This is a genomic window from Winogradskyella sp. SM1960 (assembly GCF_020179375.1).
GTDB lineage: Bacteria > Bacteroidota > Bacteroidia > Flavobacteriales > Flavobacteriaceae > Winogradskyella > Winogradskyella marina.
Genome location: NZ_JAICBG010000001.1, coordinates 401,445 through 422,020, shown reverse-complemented (window position 1 = coordinate 422,020; position 20,576 = coordinate 401,445). Strand labels below are relative to the sequence as shown.

16 protein-coding genes are annotated in these 20,576 nt (G+C 33.8%); 2 read left to right on the top strand and 14 right to left on the bottom strand.

Annotated features, from left to right (window positions below; translation table 11 throughout):
• Window positions 1–24 precede the first annotated feature (24 nt).
• From K1X16_RS01975 to K1X16_RS01915, 13 genes are all read right to left on the bottom strand, one after another.
• The gene (locus K1X16_RS01975; protein ID WP_225034848.1) at window positions 25–2,076 is read right to left on the bottom strand and encodes a DUF349 domain-containing protein; all 2,052 of its coding nucleotides are present in this window, start codon (window positions 2,074–2,076) and stop codon (window positions 25–27) included.
• A gap of 80 nt (window positions 2,077–2,156) precedes the next feature.
• On the bottom strand, window positions 2,157–2,918 hold the full coding sequence (locus tag K1X16_RS01970) for a shikimate dehydrogenase family protein (protein ID WP_225034847.1): 762 nt from the start codon (window positions 2,916–2,918) through the stop codon (window positions 2,157–2,159).
• The gene (locus K1X16_RS01965) at window positions 2,887–3,906 is read right to left on the bottom strand and encodes a DUF368 domain-containing protein (RefSeq protein ID WP_225034846.1); all 1,020 of its coding nucleotides are present in this window, start codon (window positions 3,904–3,906) and stop codon (window positions 2,887–2,889) included. The genes K1X16_RS01970 and K1X16_RS01965 overlap by 32 nt, the downstream gene beginning before the upstream one ends.
• Window positions 3,906–4,874, bottom strand: a complete 969-nt coding sequence (locus K1X16_RS01960) for a DUF368 domain-containing protein (RefSeq protein WP_225034845.1) — start codon at window positions 4,872–4,874, stop codon at window positions 3,906–3,908. The genes K1X16_RS01965 and K1X16_RS01960 overlap by 1 nt, the downstream gene beginning before the upstream one ends.
• Before the next feature lie 37 nt (window positions 4,875–4,911).
• Window positions 4,912–6,318: a tetratricopeptide repeat protein gene (locus tag K1X16_RS01955; protein WP_195870726.1), complete on the bottom strand. Its 1,407-nt coding sequence runs from the start codon at window positions 6,316–6,318 to the stop codon at window positions 4,912–4,914.
• Window positions 6,319–6,479: 161 nt separating this feature from the next.
• Window positions 6,480–7,655, bottom strand: a complete 1,176-nt coding sequence (locus K1X16_RS01950; RefSeq protein ID WP_225034844.1) for an aspartate aminotransferase family protein — start codon at window positions 7,653–7,655, stop codon at window positions 6,480–6,482.
• Window positions 7,656–9,473: an OstA-like protein gene (locus tag K1X16_RS01945; protein WP_225034843.1), complete on the bottom strand. Its 1,818-nt coding sequence runs from the start codon at window positions 9,471–9,473 to the stop codon at window positions 7,656–7,658.
• Window positions 9,474–9,664: 191 nt separating this feature from the next.
• A complete protein-coding gene (locus tag K1X16_RS01940) occupies window positions 9,665–10,945 on the bottom strand; it encodes an adenylosuccinate synthase (RefSeq protein ID WP_225034842.1) in 1,281 nt (426 codons plus the stop codon).
• 12 nt (window positions 10,946–10,957) lie between these two features.
• Entirely contained in the window at window positions 10,958–11,410 is a 453-nt protein-coding gene (locus tag K1X16_RS01935; protein ID WP_195870722.1) for a Fur family transcriptional regulator, read from the bottom strand.
• 102 nt (window positions 11,411–11,512) lie between these two features.
• The gene (locus K1X16_RS01930) at window positions 11,513–13,720 is read right to left on the bottom strand and encodes a RelA/SpoT family protein (RefSeq protein ID WP_195870721.1); all 2,208 of its coding nucleotides are present in this window, start codon (window positions 13,718–13,720) and stop codon (window positions 11,513–11,515) included.
• A 147-nt stretch (window positions 13,721–13,867) separates the two neighbouring features.
• Complete coding sequence (locus K1X16_RS01925) at window positions 13,868–14,587, bottom strand: 3-ketoacyl-ACP reductase (RefSeq protein WP_195870720.1); 720 nt, start codon at window positions 14,585–14,587, stop codon at window positions 13,868–13,870.
• 67 nt (window positions 14,588–14,654) lie between these two features.
• A complete protein-coding gene (locus K1X16_RS01920) occupies window positions 14,655–15,887 on the bottom strand; it encodes a M48 family metallopeptidase (protein WP_225034841.1) in 1,233 nt (410 codons plus the stop codon).
• Window positions 15,888–16,093: 206 nt separating this feature from the next.
• Complete coding sequence (locus tag K1X16_RS01915; RefSeq protein ID WP_225034840.1) at window positions 16,094–16,891, bottom strand: TrmH family RNA methyltransferase; 798 nt, start codon at window positions 16,889–16,891, stop codon at window positions 16,094–16,096.
• A 283-nt stretch (window positions 16,892–17,174) separates the two neighbouring features.
• Here K1X16_RS01915 and K1X16_RS01910 point away from each other — a divergent pair, with 283 nt between their 5' ends.
• Both K1X16_RS01910 and K1X16_RS01905 read left to right on the top strand, forming a co-directional pair.
• Entirely contained in the window at window positions 17,175–18,170 is a 996-nt protein-coding gene (locus tag K1X16_RS01910) for a hypothetical protein (protein ID WP_225034839.1), read from the top strand.
• Between the two features lie 197 nt (window positions 18,171–18,367).
• Window positions 18,368–19,174 carry a DUF6503 family protein gene (locus tag K1X16_RS01905; protein WP_225034838.1) on the top strand — a complete coding sequence of 269 codons (807 nt, stop codon included), beginning with the start codon at window positions 18,368–18,370 and terminating at the stop codon, window positions 19,172–19,174.
• 91 nt (window positions 19,175–19,265) lie between these two features.
• On the opposite strand, the gene K1X16_RS01900 is transcribed toward K1X16_RS01905, so the two are convergent.
• Window positions 19,266–20,576, bottom strand: coding sequence for an amidohydrolase family protein (locus K1X16_RS01900; RefSeq protein ID WP_225034837.1), 1,311 nt, complete (start codon window positions 20,574–20,576; stop codon window positions 19,266–19,268).

Below are 20,576 nucleotides of genomic sequence, written 5' to 3'. Positions count from 1 at the left end.
CTTTTAAAAACTAAACTATAAATTTTAATTATACATGCCTCTGACCTTTGTTAACTTGGCCTTCCATGTATCTAATTCTTTTTTGTGGTTATCAATATTTTTATGGACATCCTTTACTAATGGGTTATCTGATTTTACATTAGAGAAAAACTGTAAATTATTTTCCAATTGATTAATTTCAGACTTAATATCACTAATACGCTTGCGAATAAAATTTTGTTCGTTGTCCAATAAGCGTGTGTCTTCTGGATCCGCTAAATTTTCAAGTTTACTTTCAAACTTAATCATTTCTAATTTCGACTTATCCATTTTTAGTTTGTCAAACTTATCGTCAATCGCTTTGTAGAATTTACCGTCGATATAACGTTTGTTTTGTGGTACGTACCCGATGTCCTTCCACTCAGCAATTTTATCTTGTAATGTTTTGATATCGGCTTTTGGATCTTCTGAAAGCTCCAATGCTTTTAAACCATCTAGAAGTTTTACTTTTTTATCAAAAGCATCATATAAATGTTGGTCTTTAGCTTTACGCTCAGCATGCATTTTATCAAAATAATGATTACAAGCAGACTTAAATTGTTTCCAAATTTTATCGCTATCGCGTCTTGGAACATGACCAATTTTTTTCCAATCGCTTTGAATTTTTTTCATCAACGGAGTTACCGTCGCAAAATCATCACTATCTTTATTGTCTTCTGCAATTTGAATTAGTTCCTTTTTCTTTTTAAGATTGTCGTACTGATCTTTCTTTAGATTTTTATAAAAACTGTTTTTACCACGATTAAAAGTTCTAACGGCGTTTTTAAATTTTGCCCAAGTACTTTCGTTGACCTTTAAAGGTACTTTTCCTGCTTTAAAAAAGGCATCCCTTAAAGCTTCAATTTCTTTAATCTTTTTCTGCCAAGCACTATGTGACGTTGCTTTGTCTTCTCCAATTGCAGTGATTTTTGCAATGATTTCCTCTTTTCGTTCAAGGTTTTTTTCATGTGCCTTATCCATGTCTGCAAAGTAAGCCTGACGCTTATCATGTATAGCCTTGGTTGCATTACTAAAGCGTTCCCAAATAGCTTCTCTATGTTCTTTGCCAACGGGTCCAAGTTCTTCTTTCCACAATTTATGTAATACTTGTAGTTCTCTAAACGAACGGTTAGTATTTTCATCTTCAGCTAACTCTTCTGCACGTTCTATGATTTTCAATTTCTGATCATAGTTATGCTTAAAGTCCATATCTCTCAAATCATTATTGAGATGTAAAAAGTCGTAAAAACGTTCTACATGATGGTGGTAAGTATTCCAAGCATTATTGTATTTGTCTCTTGGAATTGGACCTGCATTACGCCATTTTTCCTGAAGTTCTTTGAAGGTTTTATAGGTTGTACCCATATTTTCTTCAACACTAAGTAAACCTTTAATATCTTCAATAATTTGTAATCTATTATCAAGATTTTGTTTTAGGTTTTGCTCGCGCTCCTTATAGTAAGCGTTTATTGTTTGTTTGTATTCTTTATAATGAGCATTGAATTGTTTCTTGGCGTCGTTAGTGTAATAAAAGTCTATTTCGTTACCACCATCGTCAATGAATTCTTCCTTTTTTTCTTCTAGAAGTTCACTGAATTTAGCATTAAACTCACTTTTTATTTCATTAACATGTTTAGAAATGGTCTGAATTTTATGGTTTTTTAAGAGTCTGCTGATTTCAGCATTTAACTCATCCATAGACATAGCATGATAATCTTTCTCTTCTACTTCATGACGTTCAGCATTAGATTCGTCTTCAGCGTCTTCAGCATTGGATGCTTCTATTTCATCAACATGATTGTCTTTAGCGGCATCCGTTTTAGATGTGTTCTCAGTTGCAACCTCTTCTGCTTCTGTACTGCTTTTAGGTTCATTATCAGTTGATTCTGTTTCGGAATCTTGTTTAACTTCGGCTTCAACGTTGTTGTTGTCAACATCATTTCCTTCAGTTTCAGATTTTGCTTCCGTTTTAATTTCAGCTTGTTGCGTTGGAGTAGTATCTGTTGATTCTACTTCTTTTTTTCCATCTGCATTCTGCAGGTTATCATTCTCAGACATATGTCAAAATATTTATTATAATTGTTAAAGATACTAACTAGTAGTATAACTACAAAGGAATTGCTTGTAGAGCTTGTGTTTTAAGACTTATTCCAGATTTCCCAGGATTTTTCGGCTTGAAGTCGTAACATTTCTAAACCGTTAATGGTTGTGGCTCCATTTTGGCAACCTTGTTTTAAGAATTTTGTTTGATCAGGATTGTATATAAGGTCATACAATATGTGACTTTCAGAGATAGCATCATAAGGAATATCTGGACATTGATCGATATTAGGATATGTGCCAATAGGTGTGCAATTGATGATAATTGTATAATCTGAAATTATAGCATTAGTTAGATCCGAATACAAATAGGTGACGTTTTTCTTTTGCGATCGTGAGACAAAGTCATACTGAATTTCTAAGTTTTTAAGCGCGTATGCAATAGCTTTAGATGCACCTCCTGTACCTAAAATTAAAGCTTTTTTATGATGTGATTTTAGATGTGGTTGTATGGAGTTTTTAAAACCATAAAAATCAGTATTGTAGCCAATTAACTGATTGTTTTTAGCAAACCTAATGGTATTCACAGCTCCAATTTCTTCAGCTTTTTTATCCAGTTTATCTAGTAAGGGAATAACTTGTTCTTTATAGGGAATAGTAACGTTAAGCCCTTTTAAATTTGAAGTGTTTTTTATAATTACTAAAAGCTCGTCTATAGATTGTAAATCGAAATTAACGTATGTATTTTGCGAATTTTCAGTTTCGAATTTGGTTTTAAAATACCCTCTCGAAAACGAGTAAGAGATATCTTTACCGACGAGTCCGAATTTAAGCTTTAATTTGTCTTGTGCGTTTTCCATACCATTCTAATCCTAAAACTATGAGGATTCCAAGGGCAATATAAACAATTGCGATGTAAGTTTGGCTGTTGAATTCAGGTAAATACCGTTGATAATTGGCAATAATTTGTTTTCCAGTAGAATCTAAGATCGTTATGCCTTCCGAATTTGTTTTATATATGGTTTCTTTCCATGGCCAAACAACTCCAAGTGAGCCAATTATAAATCCCATGATGGTAGCCAAAGTAATGAATTTATAATGTTTTAATATGTAATTTAATATATGTGAAAAAGTAACCAAGCCAGCTACTGAACCTAGTGTAAATACCGCTAAAACTTTTAACATTCGAATACGATAGGCATCATATATAAAATCGAAATTACCACTAAAAACATCGATCATCGTATCATAAAGAGCGTTTACAGAGTCCACTAAGAGTAATACGTAATTGCCCAAAAGTATAAGAATAAAAGACCCAGAAAATCCTGGTAAGGTCATTCCAGAAACACTAATAATACCACAAAAGAAGACGAATAATAAGTTGTCGTTTTCTGTTGCTGGATCTAAAAAGCTAACACTAAGACCAGCGATGGCTCCAAGAACTAAAGCTAGTAATGTTGTTCTATTCCACTCTTTAAAATCTTTAGATATATAATAAATTGAACCCAAAATCATGCCGAAGAAAGTACTCCAAACATAGAGTTCATAGTGCACAATAAGATAATCTAATATTTTTGAAACACTGAAATAACTCACTATCATTCCTAAAAATAGCGAGCCCAAAAACTTACCATTGATATAGCGATAGAAGCTTCTAAATCTGCCATTAAATAAGAGTTTAAAAGCGGTTTTATTTACGCGTTGAAGAGAATAAATAAACTCTTCATAAAAACCAGCTACAAAAGCAACAACACCACCAGAAACACCTGGAACTTTGTTCGCGGCTCCCATGGCCAACCCTTTAATGACCAGGAATACACGGTCTTTAAACGATCTGGTGCTTTGCATTACACGTTATTTTTATGTTTACCGAGACTTTCTAAAATTAGAATTGTAGCAAAACCGATAACAATAAAAATGATGGCCATTACTAATTCGTTATCTCCGGCATACGCTATTGGTGAAATGCTTCTATCGAGTAAGGTAACCACTTCTCCTTCAGAATTAACACGTGTTTTTAAAACTTCTTTCCATGGCCAAATTTTATTTAATGACCCAATCATAAATCCGGTTAGGATGGCTAATGTAAGATTTTTATGATGTTTGAACATCCAATTTAAGGCTTTCGAAAACACTTTAATTCCAATAATGGCACCAACACCAAGTAATGCAAATTTTAGCAAGGCATCTTTAAAAAGATCCATGTTACCAGTCAATACTCCGTCTCTTAAATTATTAATAGTGTCAATTGCGGTTTGGTACGCACCAAGTATAAGTAATATAAATGCCCCTGAAACTCCAGGTAAAATCATAGCAATGATAGCTATAAAGCCACAGAATAAAAGATAAAATGGACTGTCTGGTGACGCAAATGGTTCGGCTTCAGTAATGTAAAACGATAAAATTGACGTCGCAATAATGGCAATAATCAACTTAATAGACCAGCCTTTAATTTGTTTAGCAATATAAAGAATACTAGCTAAAACGAGCCCAAAGAAAAAGGACCATAATAAGATAGTTTCGTTATGTAATAGCCATTTTATTAATTTGGCTAAGGACAATATACTAAATGCAACGCCAAAAAAGAGTGCAAATAGAAAGTTACCATTTATGGAATTCCAAGCTCTTTTAAAACCCTCTTGTTTCCACACTTTAAAAACTCCAAGGTTCACCTTGTCTATACTTTCAATAAGTTCTTCGTAAATACCAGAAATAAATGCGATAGTTCCTCCTGAAACTCCTGGAACAACATCTGCTGCTCCCATTGCAATACCCTTAAAAGTGATAACTAAGTAGTCTATAAATCGTCTTTGCATTTTATAAAAAATATGAAATGCTAAGGTATGGATTTTTTTAGTTTGACGCCTTTTTACCTTCTGAAATTATAGCTTTAATCATGGGTCTATCTGTAAGTTGAGGAAACAACTCTGAAATAATAAAGTTATAGTCAATATTAAGTTGCGTTGCATTTTTTAGGTGAAATCGTCCTTCTTCAGTTTGGTGAACTAAAAAATACAAACCTGCTAGTCGGTACTCTATTTCTGCATTTTCAGGATAAAATTCTGAAGCTTGAATTAAATTAAAAATAGCACCTTCATATTCGCCTAAAGTCGTTAACACATCAGACCTGTTTAGCCATGTGTCTAACTCGTAATTACCTAATTCTAAAGTGCGTTTGTAACCACGTTCTGCTTCTTCAAGGAAATTTAGGCGTTTGTTTATGGTCGCATAAACCTTCCAGTAATTAACATTTTCACCATCAATTATCACAGCTTTGTTTATGTAGTACAACGCTTTTTGATAGTTTAAGCGCTTCATATAAAACTTAGTAATTGCAATCCAACCTTTGTCTAAAATAGGATCTTCATCTATTGTTTTTTTGAAAAACTGAATGGCTAAATCATCGTGACCAAGTTTAGCGTAGCACTTACCAATTCGTAATAGAGCAAAAGATGTTGGATCTTCTAATGCCAATGTAATTTTGTAGTTTTCAATAGCTTCCTCGTATTTTTTTAGTTTCTCGAGGACCTTACCTTTTTCAATATATGCGCCAACAAAAGTATCATCTGAAATTATGGCAAAATCTAATGCAGAATTGGCTTTAGCGTATTCGTTAATTGTTAAGTATTGTCGTCCTAATTGATGCCATGCAACTTCGCAATACGGGTTCGTATTTAAGTACCAATTTAAATACTCTATAGCTTCAGAGTTCTGATTTAAGAAATCATAACAATACACAATATTATGTAATGCCGAATAATCTGAAGTATCACTTTCTAAGCACTTTTTAAAATAGATAATTGCATTTTCAAATTGATCTAAAAATAAATATTCCATTCCAACTAACGCATGTAAATCTGCGTCATCATGTGGTGTGCTAGACATTTCAATAGCAACAAGTAAGGTGTCTATGGCTTGCTGATGTTTATCTTGTTTAGACAAAACATTCGCTTTTTGAATAAAAATTTCTTCGTTGGTAGGCTCAAGGTTGTGAAGTCTATCTAATAAATCATCTGCTTCTTCAAATTTATTTTCAATCACTAATATTTCAACTTGAAATAATCTCAAATTAATAGAAGAAGGGTGTTGTTCTAAACCTAACTTAATGGCACGTTTAGATAATGCAATCTTGCCATTTTCAAGATAGTGGTGAATGATATTTTCAAACTCGTTAGAGTCAAAGAACAATATATTATTGGTCTTTAACATGGACTCAAATCGAGTGAGAGGAAAGTTTTCGTCGTCTTGACTGTACTGCATAAATTGATTAATAATTCGCTGAAATAAAAATACAGCTATCCTGTGCGTTACATAGATTTTTAAACTAATGTTCTTAACAAATTAATTAACATTTAAATGTTTGTTTATGTAAATGTGTTTAAGTTGCTTATATTTAGTGGTTTGGGGCTGTGTAAGTGAAATTAAATCTTATCTAGTATGGAAGTTATTAAATGACATCCTTCTATTATTTCTTCGTTAGAAATGGTTAAAGGAGGGGTAATTCGGATGGCTTTAGGTTCAAAAAGTAGCCAAAATAAGATTAATCCTTGGTCTTGTGCCTGCAAAATAACTTTACTTGTTAGTGCTTCATTTTCTGTAATTGCGGCTAACATTAATCCACGACCTCTAATTTCTTTGATGTGCTTATGTTGAAGGTGTTTTCGTATTAATTGTTCCTTTTCTAAGGTTTCAGGTATAAGTTGAGATTCTGTAATTTCTTTTAAATTTGCTAAAGCTGCAGCAGCAACTACAGGATTACCACCAAAAGTTGTGATATGACCAAGTTTAGGATTGTCACTTAAACAATCCATCATTTGTTTAGAAGCCGTAAAAGCACCAATAGGTAAACCACCTCCTAAACCTTTGCCTGTAACAACAATATTGGGTTGGCAGTTATAGTTTTCAAATCCAAATAATTTTCCGGTTCTACCAATTCCTGGTTGAATTTCATCTAATATAAAAACAGCACCTACAGCATTACAACGTTGTTGTACTTTATTTAAATAGTTATCTGTAGGTTCAATAAATCCTGCTCCTCCTTGAATGGTTTCGAGGATAACTGCAGCAGTTTTATCTGTGATTTTTTCTAAGTCTGATATAGCATTAAACTCAATATGCTTAATGTCTGGAATTAATGGCAAAAAGGGTTGCTTTCGTTCTTCGTAATCCATAAGACTTAATGAGCCTAATGTATTACCGTGATAAGCGTTTTTTGCAGCAATAATTTCTGAACGACCTGTAAAACGTCTTGCTAACTTTAAACTTCCTTCAATAGCTTCGGTTCCTGAATTTACGAGATAGGTAGATTCTAAAGGTGCAGGTAAATGTTTAGCTAATAACTTTGTTAATTCTAATGCTGGCTTTTGGATGTATTCTCCATACACCATAACATGAAGATATTTGTCTAATTGTTCCTTTACTGCAGTTACAACTTTAGGGTGCGAATGACCTAAACCACAAGCCGAAACTCCAGCAACAAAATCGAGATAAGATTTCCCTTTGGTGTCATAAATATAGGAACCTTTGGCATGACTTATTTCCATCGCTAAAGGATGTGGTGTGGTCTGTGCTTGATATTTTAGAAACTCGGATTTCAATTACTGCCCTTCTTTTTTGATAATTTGGTTTAAAGGTTTTATCTTAGTAGAGTCGGCCTTTTTTATTGCTGATTTTAATGGTTTTACTTCTGTCTTTTTAGGAAGGTTACGAGCCGCTTTATTCTCTTTTTCTGGAGTGTCTTTACCAGCTTCCTCTATGCGTTCGGTAACGTTGTCGTCAATGAATGCTTCAGGCGGAACATAATCGTCTAAACCTCTAATTACAGGTAAATCTAACGGAGGATCGTCTTTAAATAAATCATCTACCGATAGTAGTTGTTCGTCACCTCGCCAATCGAAACCTCTTAACTTCCTCGCATTTTTTGGGAATTCAGATTCAGGGAAAATATTGCCATCAATTTGATTGATAAAACGAACTTCGTCAATGGCTTTATCAATAATTTGAACATTAATACTTCCAGATTTCGATTTTTGAATACCTATTAATTCACCATCATCATTTCTTAAATAGCGAATGGTTTCAGCGTTTTTAATGATATCAACATTATAGAGTTCGTTATTTTCAAATAACCCTATTAATCGAAGGCCTTTTATTTGGTTATAACCATCTTCGCTTATGGTGTCTCGGTTTATTAAAAAGGCATTTTCAAACACTTTTAAAGAATCTAGTTGTTCGGTTTTTGGATTTGAAATTAAATGAATTGTATCTCCTGTCATTTGATTACCAATATTCCAAAGTACTGGTTTTCGTTTGATAGCAAAGGCATCACCAGAACTAAATTTACTTAAATTAATGAGTTGTGTAAGCCCTTCTTTGTGATTGACATGAATGGAATCTGCTTTTCCGGCCATATCACTTTTGTACAATTTGGCATTGTAAAATGCTCGTGTAATGCGGTTTTCGGGTTTGCCAGTAACCATTAAAGTATCTGCATGTATATAAACAGAATCTCTTTCTTGGACCGTTATCGCTAAGGCACGTTTGGTAATATACATGGAGTCTTTTGCACGCCAAACTTCGGCATAATGGCCTTTTACGATGCTTTTATTTAGCGTATCTGTTACTGTAATATTGTTGGTGGCAGAAGCGAAACGTTTGGTTCTATCAAAGTAAAGGCTGTCTCCTTCAATAGTTCTATTATCATAATCGATTTTTGCGTTCCGTTGAAAATGACCTATATTATTATTAGTATCGTAAAAACCACGTTCACTATAAATTTTACTCGTTTCACCAACAATGGTCGATGGTCCAAAAAGATAAGCAAATCCGTTTTCTGTAAAGAAATCAAGACGTTCGGTATTTAAGGTGTAATCTGGATTAACAAGAACAACATCTTGAATAAACTGATACTTACTGGCATTCATATAATAACGCCCTATTTGACTTGTAATTGTTCCGGAAGTGTCTCTTTCAACGGTGCCCTTTGTGTTATAGTAGGCTTGTTGTTTTATTCTGTCAAAATAAAGTGTATCGGTTTTAAGTACAGATTGTGGTTCTGTTAAAACGACATCTCCTCTGGCAATAGCTAATTGAGATTTTCCACTGTATTCTAGGTACTTAGCAACCATATTAATAGAGTCGCCTTGCTTCATTTCTACGTTACTAAAGGCTTCTATGAAGTCTTGATCTTCATAATAAATAGCCTTATCACAAAAAAGATCTGCTCCTTTGTGAATAAAATGGACTTGTTTAGACTTGTCTCTAAGAAATATTAATGCACCGTCTTTAATATCTGGCGACGATGACGTACTACCTGAATATTTTACAGTAATTTTCTGCTGCTCTTGTCCAAAACTAAAAAAAGCAGATAGCAAGCAAATGAAAAGTAAGAGATATTTAAATCGTTTCAAAGACATATATTTTTTACAAAATAACACTTATTAGATTTGCTTTAGTACGTGTTAACGTTTTTTTTAACAGAAATATATAGCTTACCAAGCTTAATCGTATATAAAAATATTGGTTTTTCTGTGAAATAGTTTAAAGTTAAGACACTAGATCTTTACCATAAATTTCACAAAAAAACCAATATTTTATTTAAGTCTAATTATATTTTCTTGCGAACAATAGTCTGCTTACGATCTGGACCTACTGATACAATTGTAATTGGGATATTCAATTCTTTTTCTAGGAATTCAACATAGGCATTGAGATTTTCTGGCAATTGCGACGCTTCAGTCATGCCTGTTAAATCTGCTTCCCAACCTTTTACTTCGGTATAAATAGGGGTGATGTTTTCTTCTTCAATATTATAAGGTAAATGCGTAATAGTTTCACCTTTGTAGTTGTAAGCTGTACATACTTTAAGGGTCTTAAAGCCAGAGAGTACATCGCCTTTCATCATAATTAATTCGGTAACACCATTAACTTGGCAAGCATAACGCAAAGCGACTAAATCTAACCAACCACATCGTCTTGCACGACCGGTAGTTGCTCCAAATTCGTTTCCTACTTTGGCCATGGTTTCCCCGTCTTTATCAAATAATTCTGTTGGAAATGGACCTGAACCAACACGAGTAGTGTAGGCTTTAAAAATACCGTAAACTTTTCCAATTTGGTTTGGTGCAACACCTAAACCTGTACAGGCTCCTGCAGCTGTAGTGTTAGATGATGTTACAAATGGATAGGTGCCAAAATCAATATCTAATAAAGACCCTTGCGCACCTTCTGCTAAAATGGATTTTCCAGATTGTTGCGCTTGGTGAACATATTCTTCAGAATCAATAAATTTTAAACCTTTTAAGGTTTCAATGGCTTCAAAGAAATCGGCTTCTAATTCTTTTAAATCGTATTGAATATCAACATTGTAAAATTCAATCATCGCTTCATGCTTGTCTGCTAAAGCTCTGTATTTGTCTTTCCAGTCTGATAATTCAATATCACCAACTCTAATTCCGTTTCTACCGGTTTTGTCCATATAAGTTGGGCCAATACCTTTAAGCGTAGATCCTATTTTTGCTTTTCCTTTTGAAGCTTCACTAGCAGCATCTAATAAGCGATGCGTAGGTAAAATAATATGTGCTTTTCGCGAAATACAAAGGGATTTTTTATAATCCACATTTTGCTCTGCTAATTTATCGAGTTCTTTTTTAAAAATAACAGGATCAATTACAACACCATTACCAACGAGGTTCACTTTGTTTTCATGAAAAATACCTGATGGAATCGTATGCAAAACATGTTTTTTGCCGTTAAATACCAAGGTGTGACCTGCATTTGGGCCTCCTTGAAAACGTGCAATAATATCGTAGTTAGAGGTAAATACATCGACAATTTTTCCTTTGCCTTCGTCTCCCCATTGTAATCCAAGTAGTAAATCTACTGCCATTTTAAATTTGAGTTAGTCGTCTTTTTTACGGTTACCGTAAAAATATAGTGAATGATTAGTTATCTGAATGTCAAAAACCTCTTCTATGGTTTTTTTGATGGATTGAATGCGTGGATCACAAAATTCTATCACTTCTCCTGTATCTGTAAGAATCACATGATCGTGATTTTTATCGAAATATGATTTTTCGTAATGTGCCTGGCTTTTCCCAAATTGATGTTTGCGTACCAAGGCGCACTCTAAGAGTAGTTCTATAGTGTTGTAAAGCGTCGCTCTACTTACACGATAGTTTTTGTTTTTCATTTTGATATATAAAGATTCTATATCAAAGTGCTCCTTACTATCGTAAATTTCTTGAAGTATAGCATAGCGCTCAGGTGTTTTTCTATGACCTTTATCTTCAAGGAATTGTGTAAAAACACGTTTTACAATTTCCTGATTACTTTCTTCTGTGGTTGCATTCATAATTAAAGCGCAAATTTACACAAATTTTATAGGATATGAATTATAAAGTTGGCGATTAAAACTGAAAGAAATGAACAAGTTTTAAATAATAGTTGATAACCTTTATACACGCGTTACTTTGTCAATTCCATTAATTTGTTTAAGCTTATCAATAAGCTTTTTAAGCATCGCTTGATTTTTTACTTGAACTGTTATTTTACCCGTAAATATACCATCATCACTTGAAAAACTAATGCTTTTCATGTTCACATGCATGTTTCCTGAAATGAGTTTGGTGATATCGTTGACAAGCCCCAAATTATCGATACCAGATAGAATAATCTGCGAGGTATACACTTGTTGAGACGAATCTATCCACTTGGCTTGCATAATTCTGTAGGCGTAGTTAGACTGTAAACTCACAGCATTAGGACAGTTTGTTTTGTGAACCTTAAGACCATCGTTTATAGTTAAAAATCCAAAGACCTTATCTCCAGGAATTGGGTTACAGCAATTAGCCAATGTGTAACTGAGTTTTTCTTCTTCTTTACCAAAAACGAGCATATCATATTTAGAAGTGATTTCCTCTTTATGAATGTCTTTTGGGACGTTTGGTTTGTATATTTTGTTTTTAAAATAACTTACAAACGCATTACTACGCGAGGAGGCAAAGGCTTTTAATTTGGTGTTATCAATGGTGCCAATACCTACACGATAAAATAAATCTAATGACGTACTCAGTTTAAAATAACTGACTAATTCATTAACTGAATTTTCGTTTAGAGTTATTTTAAGTTGTTTTAATTTTCGTCTTAAGATTTCCTTACCTTCTTGGGCAATTAACTTTGTATCTTCATTTAATGCCGATTTTATTTTGCTTCGCGCTCTAGCTGTGGTTGCATAATCTAGCCAGTTAGCATTTGGTTTAGCGTTATCGGATGTCATAATTTCAACACGATCTCCACTTTTAAGCTCGTGACTTAAAGGCATAAGTTTACCGTTAACTTTTGCACCACGCGTTCTCATACCAACTTCGGTATGAATGCTAAATGCAAAATCTAAAGGAGTTGCTCCTTTAGGAAGCGATTTTAAATCTCCTTTAGGCGAAAACACAAAAATCTCTTTGGAGTATAAATTGAGTTTAAATTGCTCTACAAAATCAACGGCATCAGCTTCATGATTTTCTAAAGCTTCTTGCAAACGATTAATCCACAAATCTAAATTGTCTTCTTTTGTATCTGCATTTTTGTATTTGTAGTGTGCCGCATAGCCTTTTTCTGCAATTTCATTCATGCGTTCACTTCTAATCTGAACTTCTACCCAACGGCTTTTTGGACCTACAACGGTAATATGAAGCGCTTCATAGCCTGTAGATTTAGGAGATGAAATCCAATCTCTAAGACGTATTGGGTTAGGAGTAAAGTGGTCTGTGACGATTGAATATATCTTCCATGCTAAAAATTTCTCGTTAGCTAAATCTGATTTGTAAATAATTCGAACCGCAAATTTATCATAGACTTCATCAAAGGAAACTCCTTGTTTGACCATTTTTCTACGAATACTGAAAATAGATTTTGGACGTCCTTTAATTTCGTAGTTTAATCCCTCTGTATTTAGTGAGTCTTCAATCACTTTAGAGAATGCTTTTATATAAGCATCTTGATCTTCTTTACTATCTTTTATTTTTTCAAGAATATCGTTGTAAACCTCAGGTTCTGTATATTTTAAGCCTAAATCTTCGAGTTCAGTTTTAATATTATAGAGCCCAATTCTATGGGCTAACGGAGCATAAATGTATAAGGTTTCCGAAGCTATTTTAACCTGCTTGTCTGACCGCATAGAATCCATAGTTTGCATATTGTGCAAACGGTCAGCGATTTTTATAATAATTACTCTTACATCATCATTTAATGTAAGGAGCATTTTTCTAAAATTTTCGGCTTGTAAAGACACATCCATGTCTTTTTTTAGCGATGATATTTTGGTGAGGCCATCAACTATTCTGGCAACTGTTTCTCCAAATAATTGTTCAATATCATCAATGGTATAATCCGGATTGTCCTCAACGACATCGTGAAGTAAAGCTGCAGCAATAGATGTAGCATCCATTCCTATTTCTTGAGCCACGATTCTTGCCACTGCGATAGGGTGAAAAATATAAGCTTCACCAGATTTGCGTCGTTGATCTTTGTGCGCATCAACAGCCACTTCAAACGCATGACGAATTAACTTCTTGTCTTTTGCACTTAAAGTCTGGTAGCTTACTTTTAGTAATTCTTTGTAAGCTTTGGCAATGGCTTTATTCTCTTTTTCTATAGCTTCATCAGTCATAGAACTAAAATAGTAAAACCATTGCTAATGAGCAATATTTTTTTCACGTGAAATATTAGAAATACTTATTCTTGATTATTGAAAAAAATATGGTGTTGCTTTGGTGAATGCTATTTTTTAACTTTTAAGGTTAAAAAGCGTCGTAACTTATGGATTAGTTGACCATAAAGATGCATTTGCCATCATTGCTCTTCGCGGTAGTTTTAAACCCGACACAATTAACTCAGCAAAATCCTCTGGTTGCAATACATGATCTTCAGAATCTTTTTTAGCAATACCTAATTCAATAGACATGTCTGAAGCAATTGTGCTTGGCGTCAATGTACAGACTCTTATGTTATTTTTTCGAACCTCTTTCATTAAAGATTGTGACATGCCAATAACCGCAAATTTTGAAGCAGAATAAGCTGATGTTGTAGCATTACCATTTAATCCGGCAGTAGAAGAGACGTTAATAATATCCCCTTCATTTTTTTCAATTAAATGAGGAAGAACTTCTTTTGTCACATAATACATACCCATAACATTGGTTTGTATAATTTGGTTCCACTGGTTAACTGGCATATCATTTAATGAGCCAAATGCTGCAATTCCTGCATTGTTAACTAAGATATCTATAGCGCCTAAGTTGTCAATTAATGATTTAATGCCTTTTTGTACAGCTTCATAGTTGCTAACATCAAAAACAGCATATATGGCATTTACACCAAATGCTTTTAATTCTGAAACAGTATCTTTTAATACGGCTTCATTTCTTCCTGTAATGGCAACGTCGATACCTTCTTTTGCAAATGCAATAGCTGTGGCTTTTCCTAGACCTCTACTTCCTCCTGTAATTATGGCTTTTTTATTCTTTAATTCTGTCATGTTTTAGATTTTCTTTGCATCAAAGTTAGAAATAAATGTGGTTCTATGATGTTATAAAATTGTGAATTTACTTCTTTAAGTTCCTTACGCGCTCTAATAGTGTAGGATGCGAATAATGCATAAATACATAGGCTTTATGTGGTGTTAAATTACTTAAGCTATTTTTAGATAATTTCTTTAAGGATGTAATTAGTGGTTCTGCTTTGTACGTGTTTTTAGCATAGTCGTCGGCTTGGTATTCAAAAACACGCGAAACATAATTCATGATTAAACCAGTAATTTCAGAAATAGGTGAATAGAGTAAGCCAAAAGCAATTAAACCCACATGGAAACTCTGTTCTTCAACTCCTATAGCATTTGATAATAATGGATTTGAAATAAAAATGGATAAAACAAATAGCGTTAATCCAGTTAGTAGGATAGAGGTGACTAAATTAAAAATAATGTGCTTCTTTTTATAATGTCCCACTTCGTGCGCTAAAACGGCAACGATTTCGTCGTCGTCTAAATCATTGACCAAAGTGTCATAAAGTGTTACTCGTTTTTCGTTGCCAAAGCCAGAGAAATACGCATTGGCTTTAGTGCTTCGTTTTGAACCATCGATGATAAATATTTTTTCGAGATTAAAACCTACGGATGCTGCATATGCGGAAATTTTGTTTCGTAAATCGCCATCTTCTAAAGGTGTTTGTTTATTGAATAATGGTACAATGAGTTTGGAGTAAAACATATTCATAAAGACCGTAAATACAGTTACAATACCCCAAGCATATAGCCAAAACTGATCGCCTGTAATTTGGTAGAACCAAACAATTAGAGCTATAAGACCTCCACCTATGACTGCCATCATAAGTAAACCTTTAAACTTATCTAAAACAAAGGTCTTTTTTGTGGTTTTATTAAATCCAAATTTTTCTTCAATTACAAAGGTTTTATAATAAGCAAAAGGTGTGGTGATAATATCACTGGCAATCATAATAATTCCGAAGAAAATTAGGGCGATGATAATGGGATTATCAGAATAACTTCTGGCGATGTTATCAACGTACTCAAAACCGTCTAAGAGCAAAAATCCTAGCGTTAAAATGAATGAAAAAAGGGACGTCCAAATTCCAAATTTATAATTAACGGTTTTATAGGCTTGCGATTTTTCGTATTCCGTTTTGTCGTAAACATCATTGAGTTCTTCCGGAATTGGGTCGTTGTAATGTTTGGCATTTATGGCATCGAGCACTTTGTCTTTTACAAAGTTGATGATGATAATAGCTATGATGATGTAGAATAGGGTTTGTGCTGTCATAAAAATAAAAATTCCAATATTTAAAATCCAAAATGCCAAGTTCTAATCAGTAGCATTCTGGAATTTGTGTTTTAGTGTTATAACTATTTTGTCGCTTCGAGTGAAATTTCCTTTTTGAAATTTTATATCGAGAAGCTTAAAATATACAATGGTTCTCGATACAATCATCGCGTTCCTCGAAAATCACGCGAACTGACGAAACTTAGTTATTTAAAATTGCGTTGTCGTTTGGCTTCAAAAATAAGGATTCCTGCAGCAACCGACACGTTCATAGAATCAATTTCGCCTTGCATGGGAATACTAATGTTTTTGATAGCTGCTGTTCTCCATGCTTCTGTTAAACCTGTGGCTTCGGTACCGACAACTATTGCTGTTGGTAAGGTGTAATCTTGGGTGTGATACGGTTCAGACTCTTGTAAAATAGCTGAATAAATATTGAAATTGTATTTTTTTAAATATGCAATCGCTTCCTCGGAACTCGCCATAGCAATTTCGGTAGTAAACACACAACCCACACTAGAACGAATAACATTTGGGTTGTATAAATCTGATTTTGGATTTGCAATAATAACCGCATCTACATTTGCAGCATCAGCGGTACGCAACAAGGCGCCAATATTACCTGGTTTTTCAGGAGCTTCGGCCACTAAAATTAAAGGGTTTTTAGAGGTGAGTTTTAAATCTTCAAGGGTATGCGTTTTGGAGTTTACCACAGCAATGACGCCTTCGGTGGTATCTCTATGGGCTAATTTCTGAAAGACCTCTTTAGAAATTTCAATAGTCTCAATACCGTGTTGCTCCATGGCTTTGGCTTCACTTTCTGAAAACAAATCTGTGAAAAACAGAAGAGACTCAATAGTGTAACCCCCTTTAATAGCTAAAGATAATTCACGTTTCCCTTCAATTAAAAATTGATTAGATTTTTTGCGAGCTCTAGACTTTTCTTTAAGAATTATGAGTTGCTTTATAAATGGATTTTGAATGCTAGAGATAAATTTACGCATAGTTATCGGGTTTAATCTAAATTTGAGAGATGCAAATTTAACTTTTTAAGAATGAATATTGGAGTTTAATTGTGGTAGTCTTGTTGGTGTTAGTAACCTGGCCTTACAGGGCTACGATGGGCCATATATGATTAGGTGCACATTACTGTAGTTTCAATATAAAAATATATAATTGGAGCATGTTTCTACAGCTGGTTTTAATTATTTTTTAATTTTTTTTATGAATTAGGGTAACAATTTTATTGTTGAGTTGATATCATACTATAAACCAAACATTAAAATCATGAAAACTAAAACATTTAAAATTTTGAAAAGAAACAGCTTTATTATCATATTAGCACTCATTTTAAATAGCTGTTCAGATGATAGTGGTAATACGCCTCAACCTTGCTTAGATTATAATTTCTATGGCTTACAAATTGGTGGTAATTGGAGCAATCCTACTGGACAAATCGATTTTATAAAAAATACCACAGCCAATCTGGCTAACCCTGGAATTCAAGTATTGTCGAGTGCATTAACTAGTGATAATTTGTATAGTAATCGTCCCGCATTTGATCGTACTAACGAAACGCTCTATTTTATTGATGAATTTAACGGAGGTCAAAAAATGTATGTGGCTACTCCGAGTGTTATTGATGAAATTAATATAAGTCCAAGTGCAAGTTACGGAGCACCTGTCTATGTAGGTAATCAGTTATACGCTTTAGAATTTGATGCCTCAGGCATATACTTATGTACAATATCTGCGACGGGAGCAGCTGTAAGACAGGGAGCTTCTATTGGTCCGAACGAATTTTACAATGATACCGTAGGTAATAAAGCTTATGGCGTTGCGAGTTTATCAGGAAGTTTACTGTTTTTAGTAGATCACCAACTCTATAATGTATCCACCTCTGGAGCGGTATTAAGTTCTATTTTTGCGAATACATCCGCTGGATATGCCATGTATAGTGATATTGAAATAGATCCAGAAACAGGAGGCTTGTTTTTACCAAAATCTGAAAATGGACAACGTTCTATAGTACATTGGGATTTTACAAGTGGGTCTGTTGTAGAAAGTACCATTGTATCAAATATAGATTTTAATCCCGAGTCTGTAAATTTAGCGTATAATAACTGTGGTGATCGATTACTAGTATTAAGTAATGGGACATATATCAATAACGCGCAAGAAAATTCAACCGTTTGGGAGCTTGAAATTCCAAACAGCCCAAATTCGGGTTCAATTCTTAATTCGTATTCATTTTCAGATATGCTATTAGGGCTTGTGTATTAGATTGTTTTAAACTATAAAAAGAATTAAAAGGCTACCTGTAAAAGGTGGTCTTTTATTTTTAAGTTTACTGTCCAAGAATCAGATCCTTGTGATAAGAATAAAAACGCTTTAAAAGGATTTAAAGGTTATATAAATTGAATCGTTTTTGTAATGCTTTACATTTAATTTCGTCAAAATATAGAACTTAAAACCTTATTATGAAAAAAGTAATTTACGTATTCCTTTTAGCTGCCATTACTGTGGCTTGCAAAAATGAAACAAAATCAGAATCTACAGCAGATGTAGAAGTGAAAGAATTGATCTCTAAAGATGTTAGTACAAGTATTTATCCAGAATCCATAACTAAAGTTTTTGACGCCCACGGAGGTATTGATCAGTGGAATAAAATGCATAGCCTATCGTTTTCCATAGTTAAACCCGAAGGAAAAGAGGTAATGACTGAAAATTTAAAAACGAGAGCCGAAATTATTGACACACCAACGTATACACAAGGTTTTGATGGAGAAACACTTTGGGTTAACGAAAAGGATGGTCAAGAATATAAAGGCAAACCAAAATTTTATAAAGGATTAATGTTCTATTTCTATGCGATGCCGTTTGTATTAGGAGATGATGGTATTTCTTATACAGAAACTGAGCCTTTAGTTTTTGAAGGAAAGACATATCCAGGTATTTTAATTTCTTATGAAGCTGGTGTTGGGGAATCTTCGGATGATCAATACAAGATATTTTATGATGCCGAAACAGGACAAATGGAATGGTTAGGGTATACGGTAACATTTGGTAAATCAGAAGCAAGTCCAGATTTTCACTTCATAAGATATAATAATTGGCAAACTATTAATGGCTTGGTATTACCGAAAAGTATAGATTGGTACAATTATGAAAACAACTTACCAACCGAAAAACGAAATACTGTTGAATTTACTGATGTTGTAATTTCAGAAAAAGCACCTGATAACACCATGTTTTTAAAACCTAAAGACGCTAAGGTGATTGAATAATCAACAGATATAAACATAAAAAAGCGAGCCAAATGGCTCGCTTTTTTTGTGTTAAGATGTTACGTAAACGTGCTGAGGTAAATAATAGATATTAATCCACTTGTTTAGGTTTCTCAGAATACCGTTTCCAAAGTTCCGTTTGGTGTGTTTCTAAACTTAGATTCCTACCATCAATAAACGCGTGTGTTAGTTGATTGGTTCTCATGTCTAAGGCATCACCTTCACTAATAAATAGTGTTGCACTTTTACCAACTTCTAACGTGCCGTAATTATCACCAATACCTAATATTTTTGCAGGATTTTGAGTGATTAATTGTAAGGCTTGTTCTTTAGTTAGACCATGTGCTACAGTAGTACCAGCGTAAAATGGAAGGTTACGAGAATTCATACGCTCCATTTGTCCACTTGGCTCTAAAGCCACTAAAACACCAGCATCTACTAATTTCTTAGCAAGCTTATAAGGTTGGTCATAATCATCATCTTCTAATTCTGGTCTTGAGTGTATTCGATTTAAAAGTACAGATACATCATTTTGTTTTAAAAAATCAGCAATTTGTCCAGCTTGATAGCCACCAACAATCGTAATTTTTGAAACCCCATGAGATTTCGCAAAGTTTACAGCGTCAGTAATTCCTTTTTCGTCATCAGCATTAATGTATAAGCGTTTAGAACCATCAAAAATTCCAGCTAATGCATTAAAAGGTAAATGAAGTTCTGTTTTGCTTCCTTTATTATAACTCTTAGATTCATTAAAATAATCCGATAATTCTTTAACTTGTTTGGCGTAATCCTTATTTGGTTTTAATCCGCGATCTTCACCCATCCACCAACGGCCACGTCTAAAACTATTTGGCCAATTTACATGAATACCATTATCCATTTTAATAGCTGCATCTTCCCAATTCCAGGCGTCGTATTGTACTACAGATGAAGTTCCCGAAATTCGTCCACCTCTAGGAACAACCTGTCCTAATAATACTCCATTAGGTCGCATAGATTCTATAATTTTAGATTCCGTGTTATAGGCAATAATACTTCTAATATGTGGATTATATGTTCCTAGTTCTTCAAGATCATCAGATGCTTTTACAGCATCAACTTCAACCAAGCCTAACGTACCATTTGCAACAATAAATCCAGGGTAGACATCTTTGCCTTTACCATCGATAAAATCCATTGCTTGTCTAGTGATTGGTGTTGTGGCTTCGGGTCCGATTGTTGTAATTTTTCCATTTCTAACAACGATAATACTGTTTTCTATTACCGTTCCATCTCCAATGTGAGCCGTAGCTCCGACGATAGCAAAATCTTTTATTTGCTTTGGCGCAGGTGTTTGTTGTGCGAATCCAAATGTGATACACAACAAAAACAATACGCTGTTTATTATATTTAAATTTTTCAT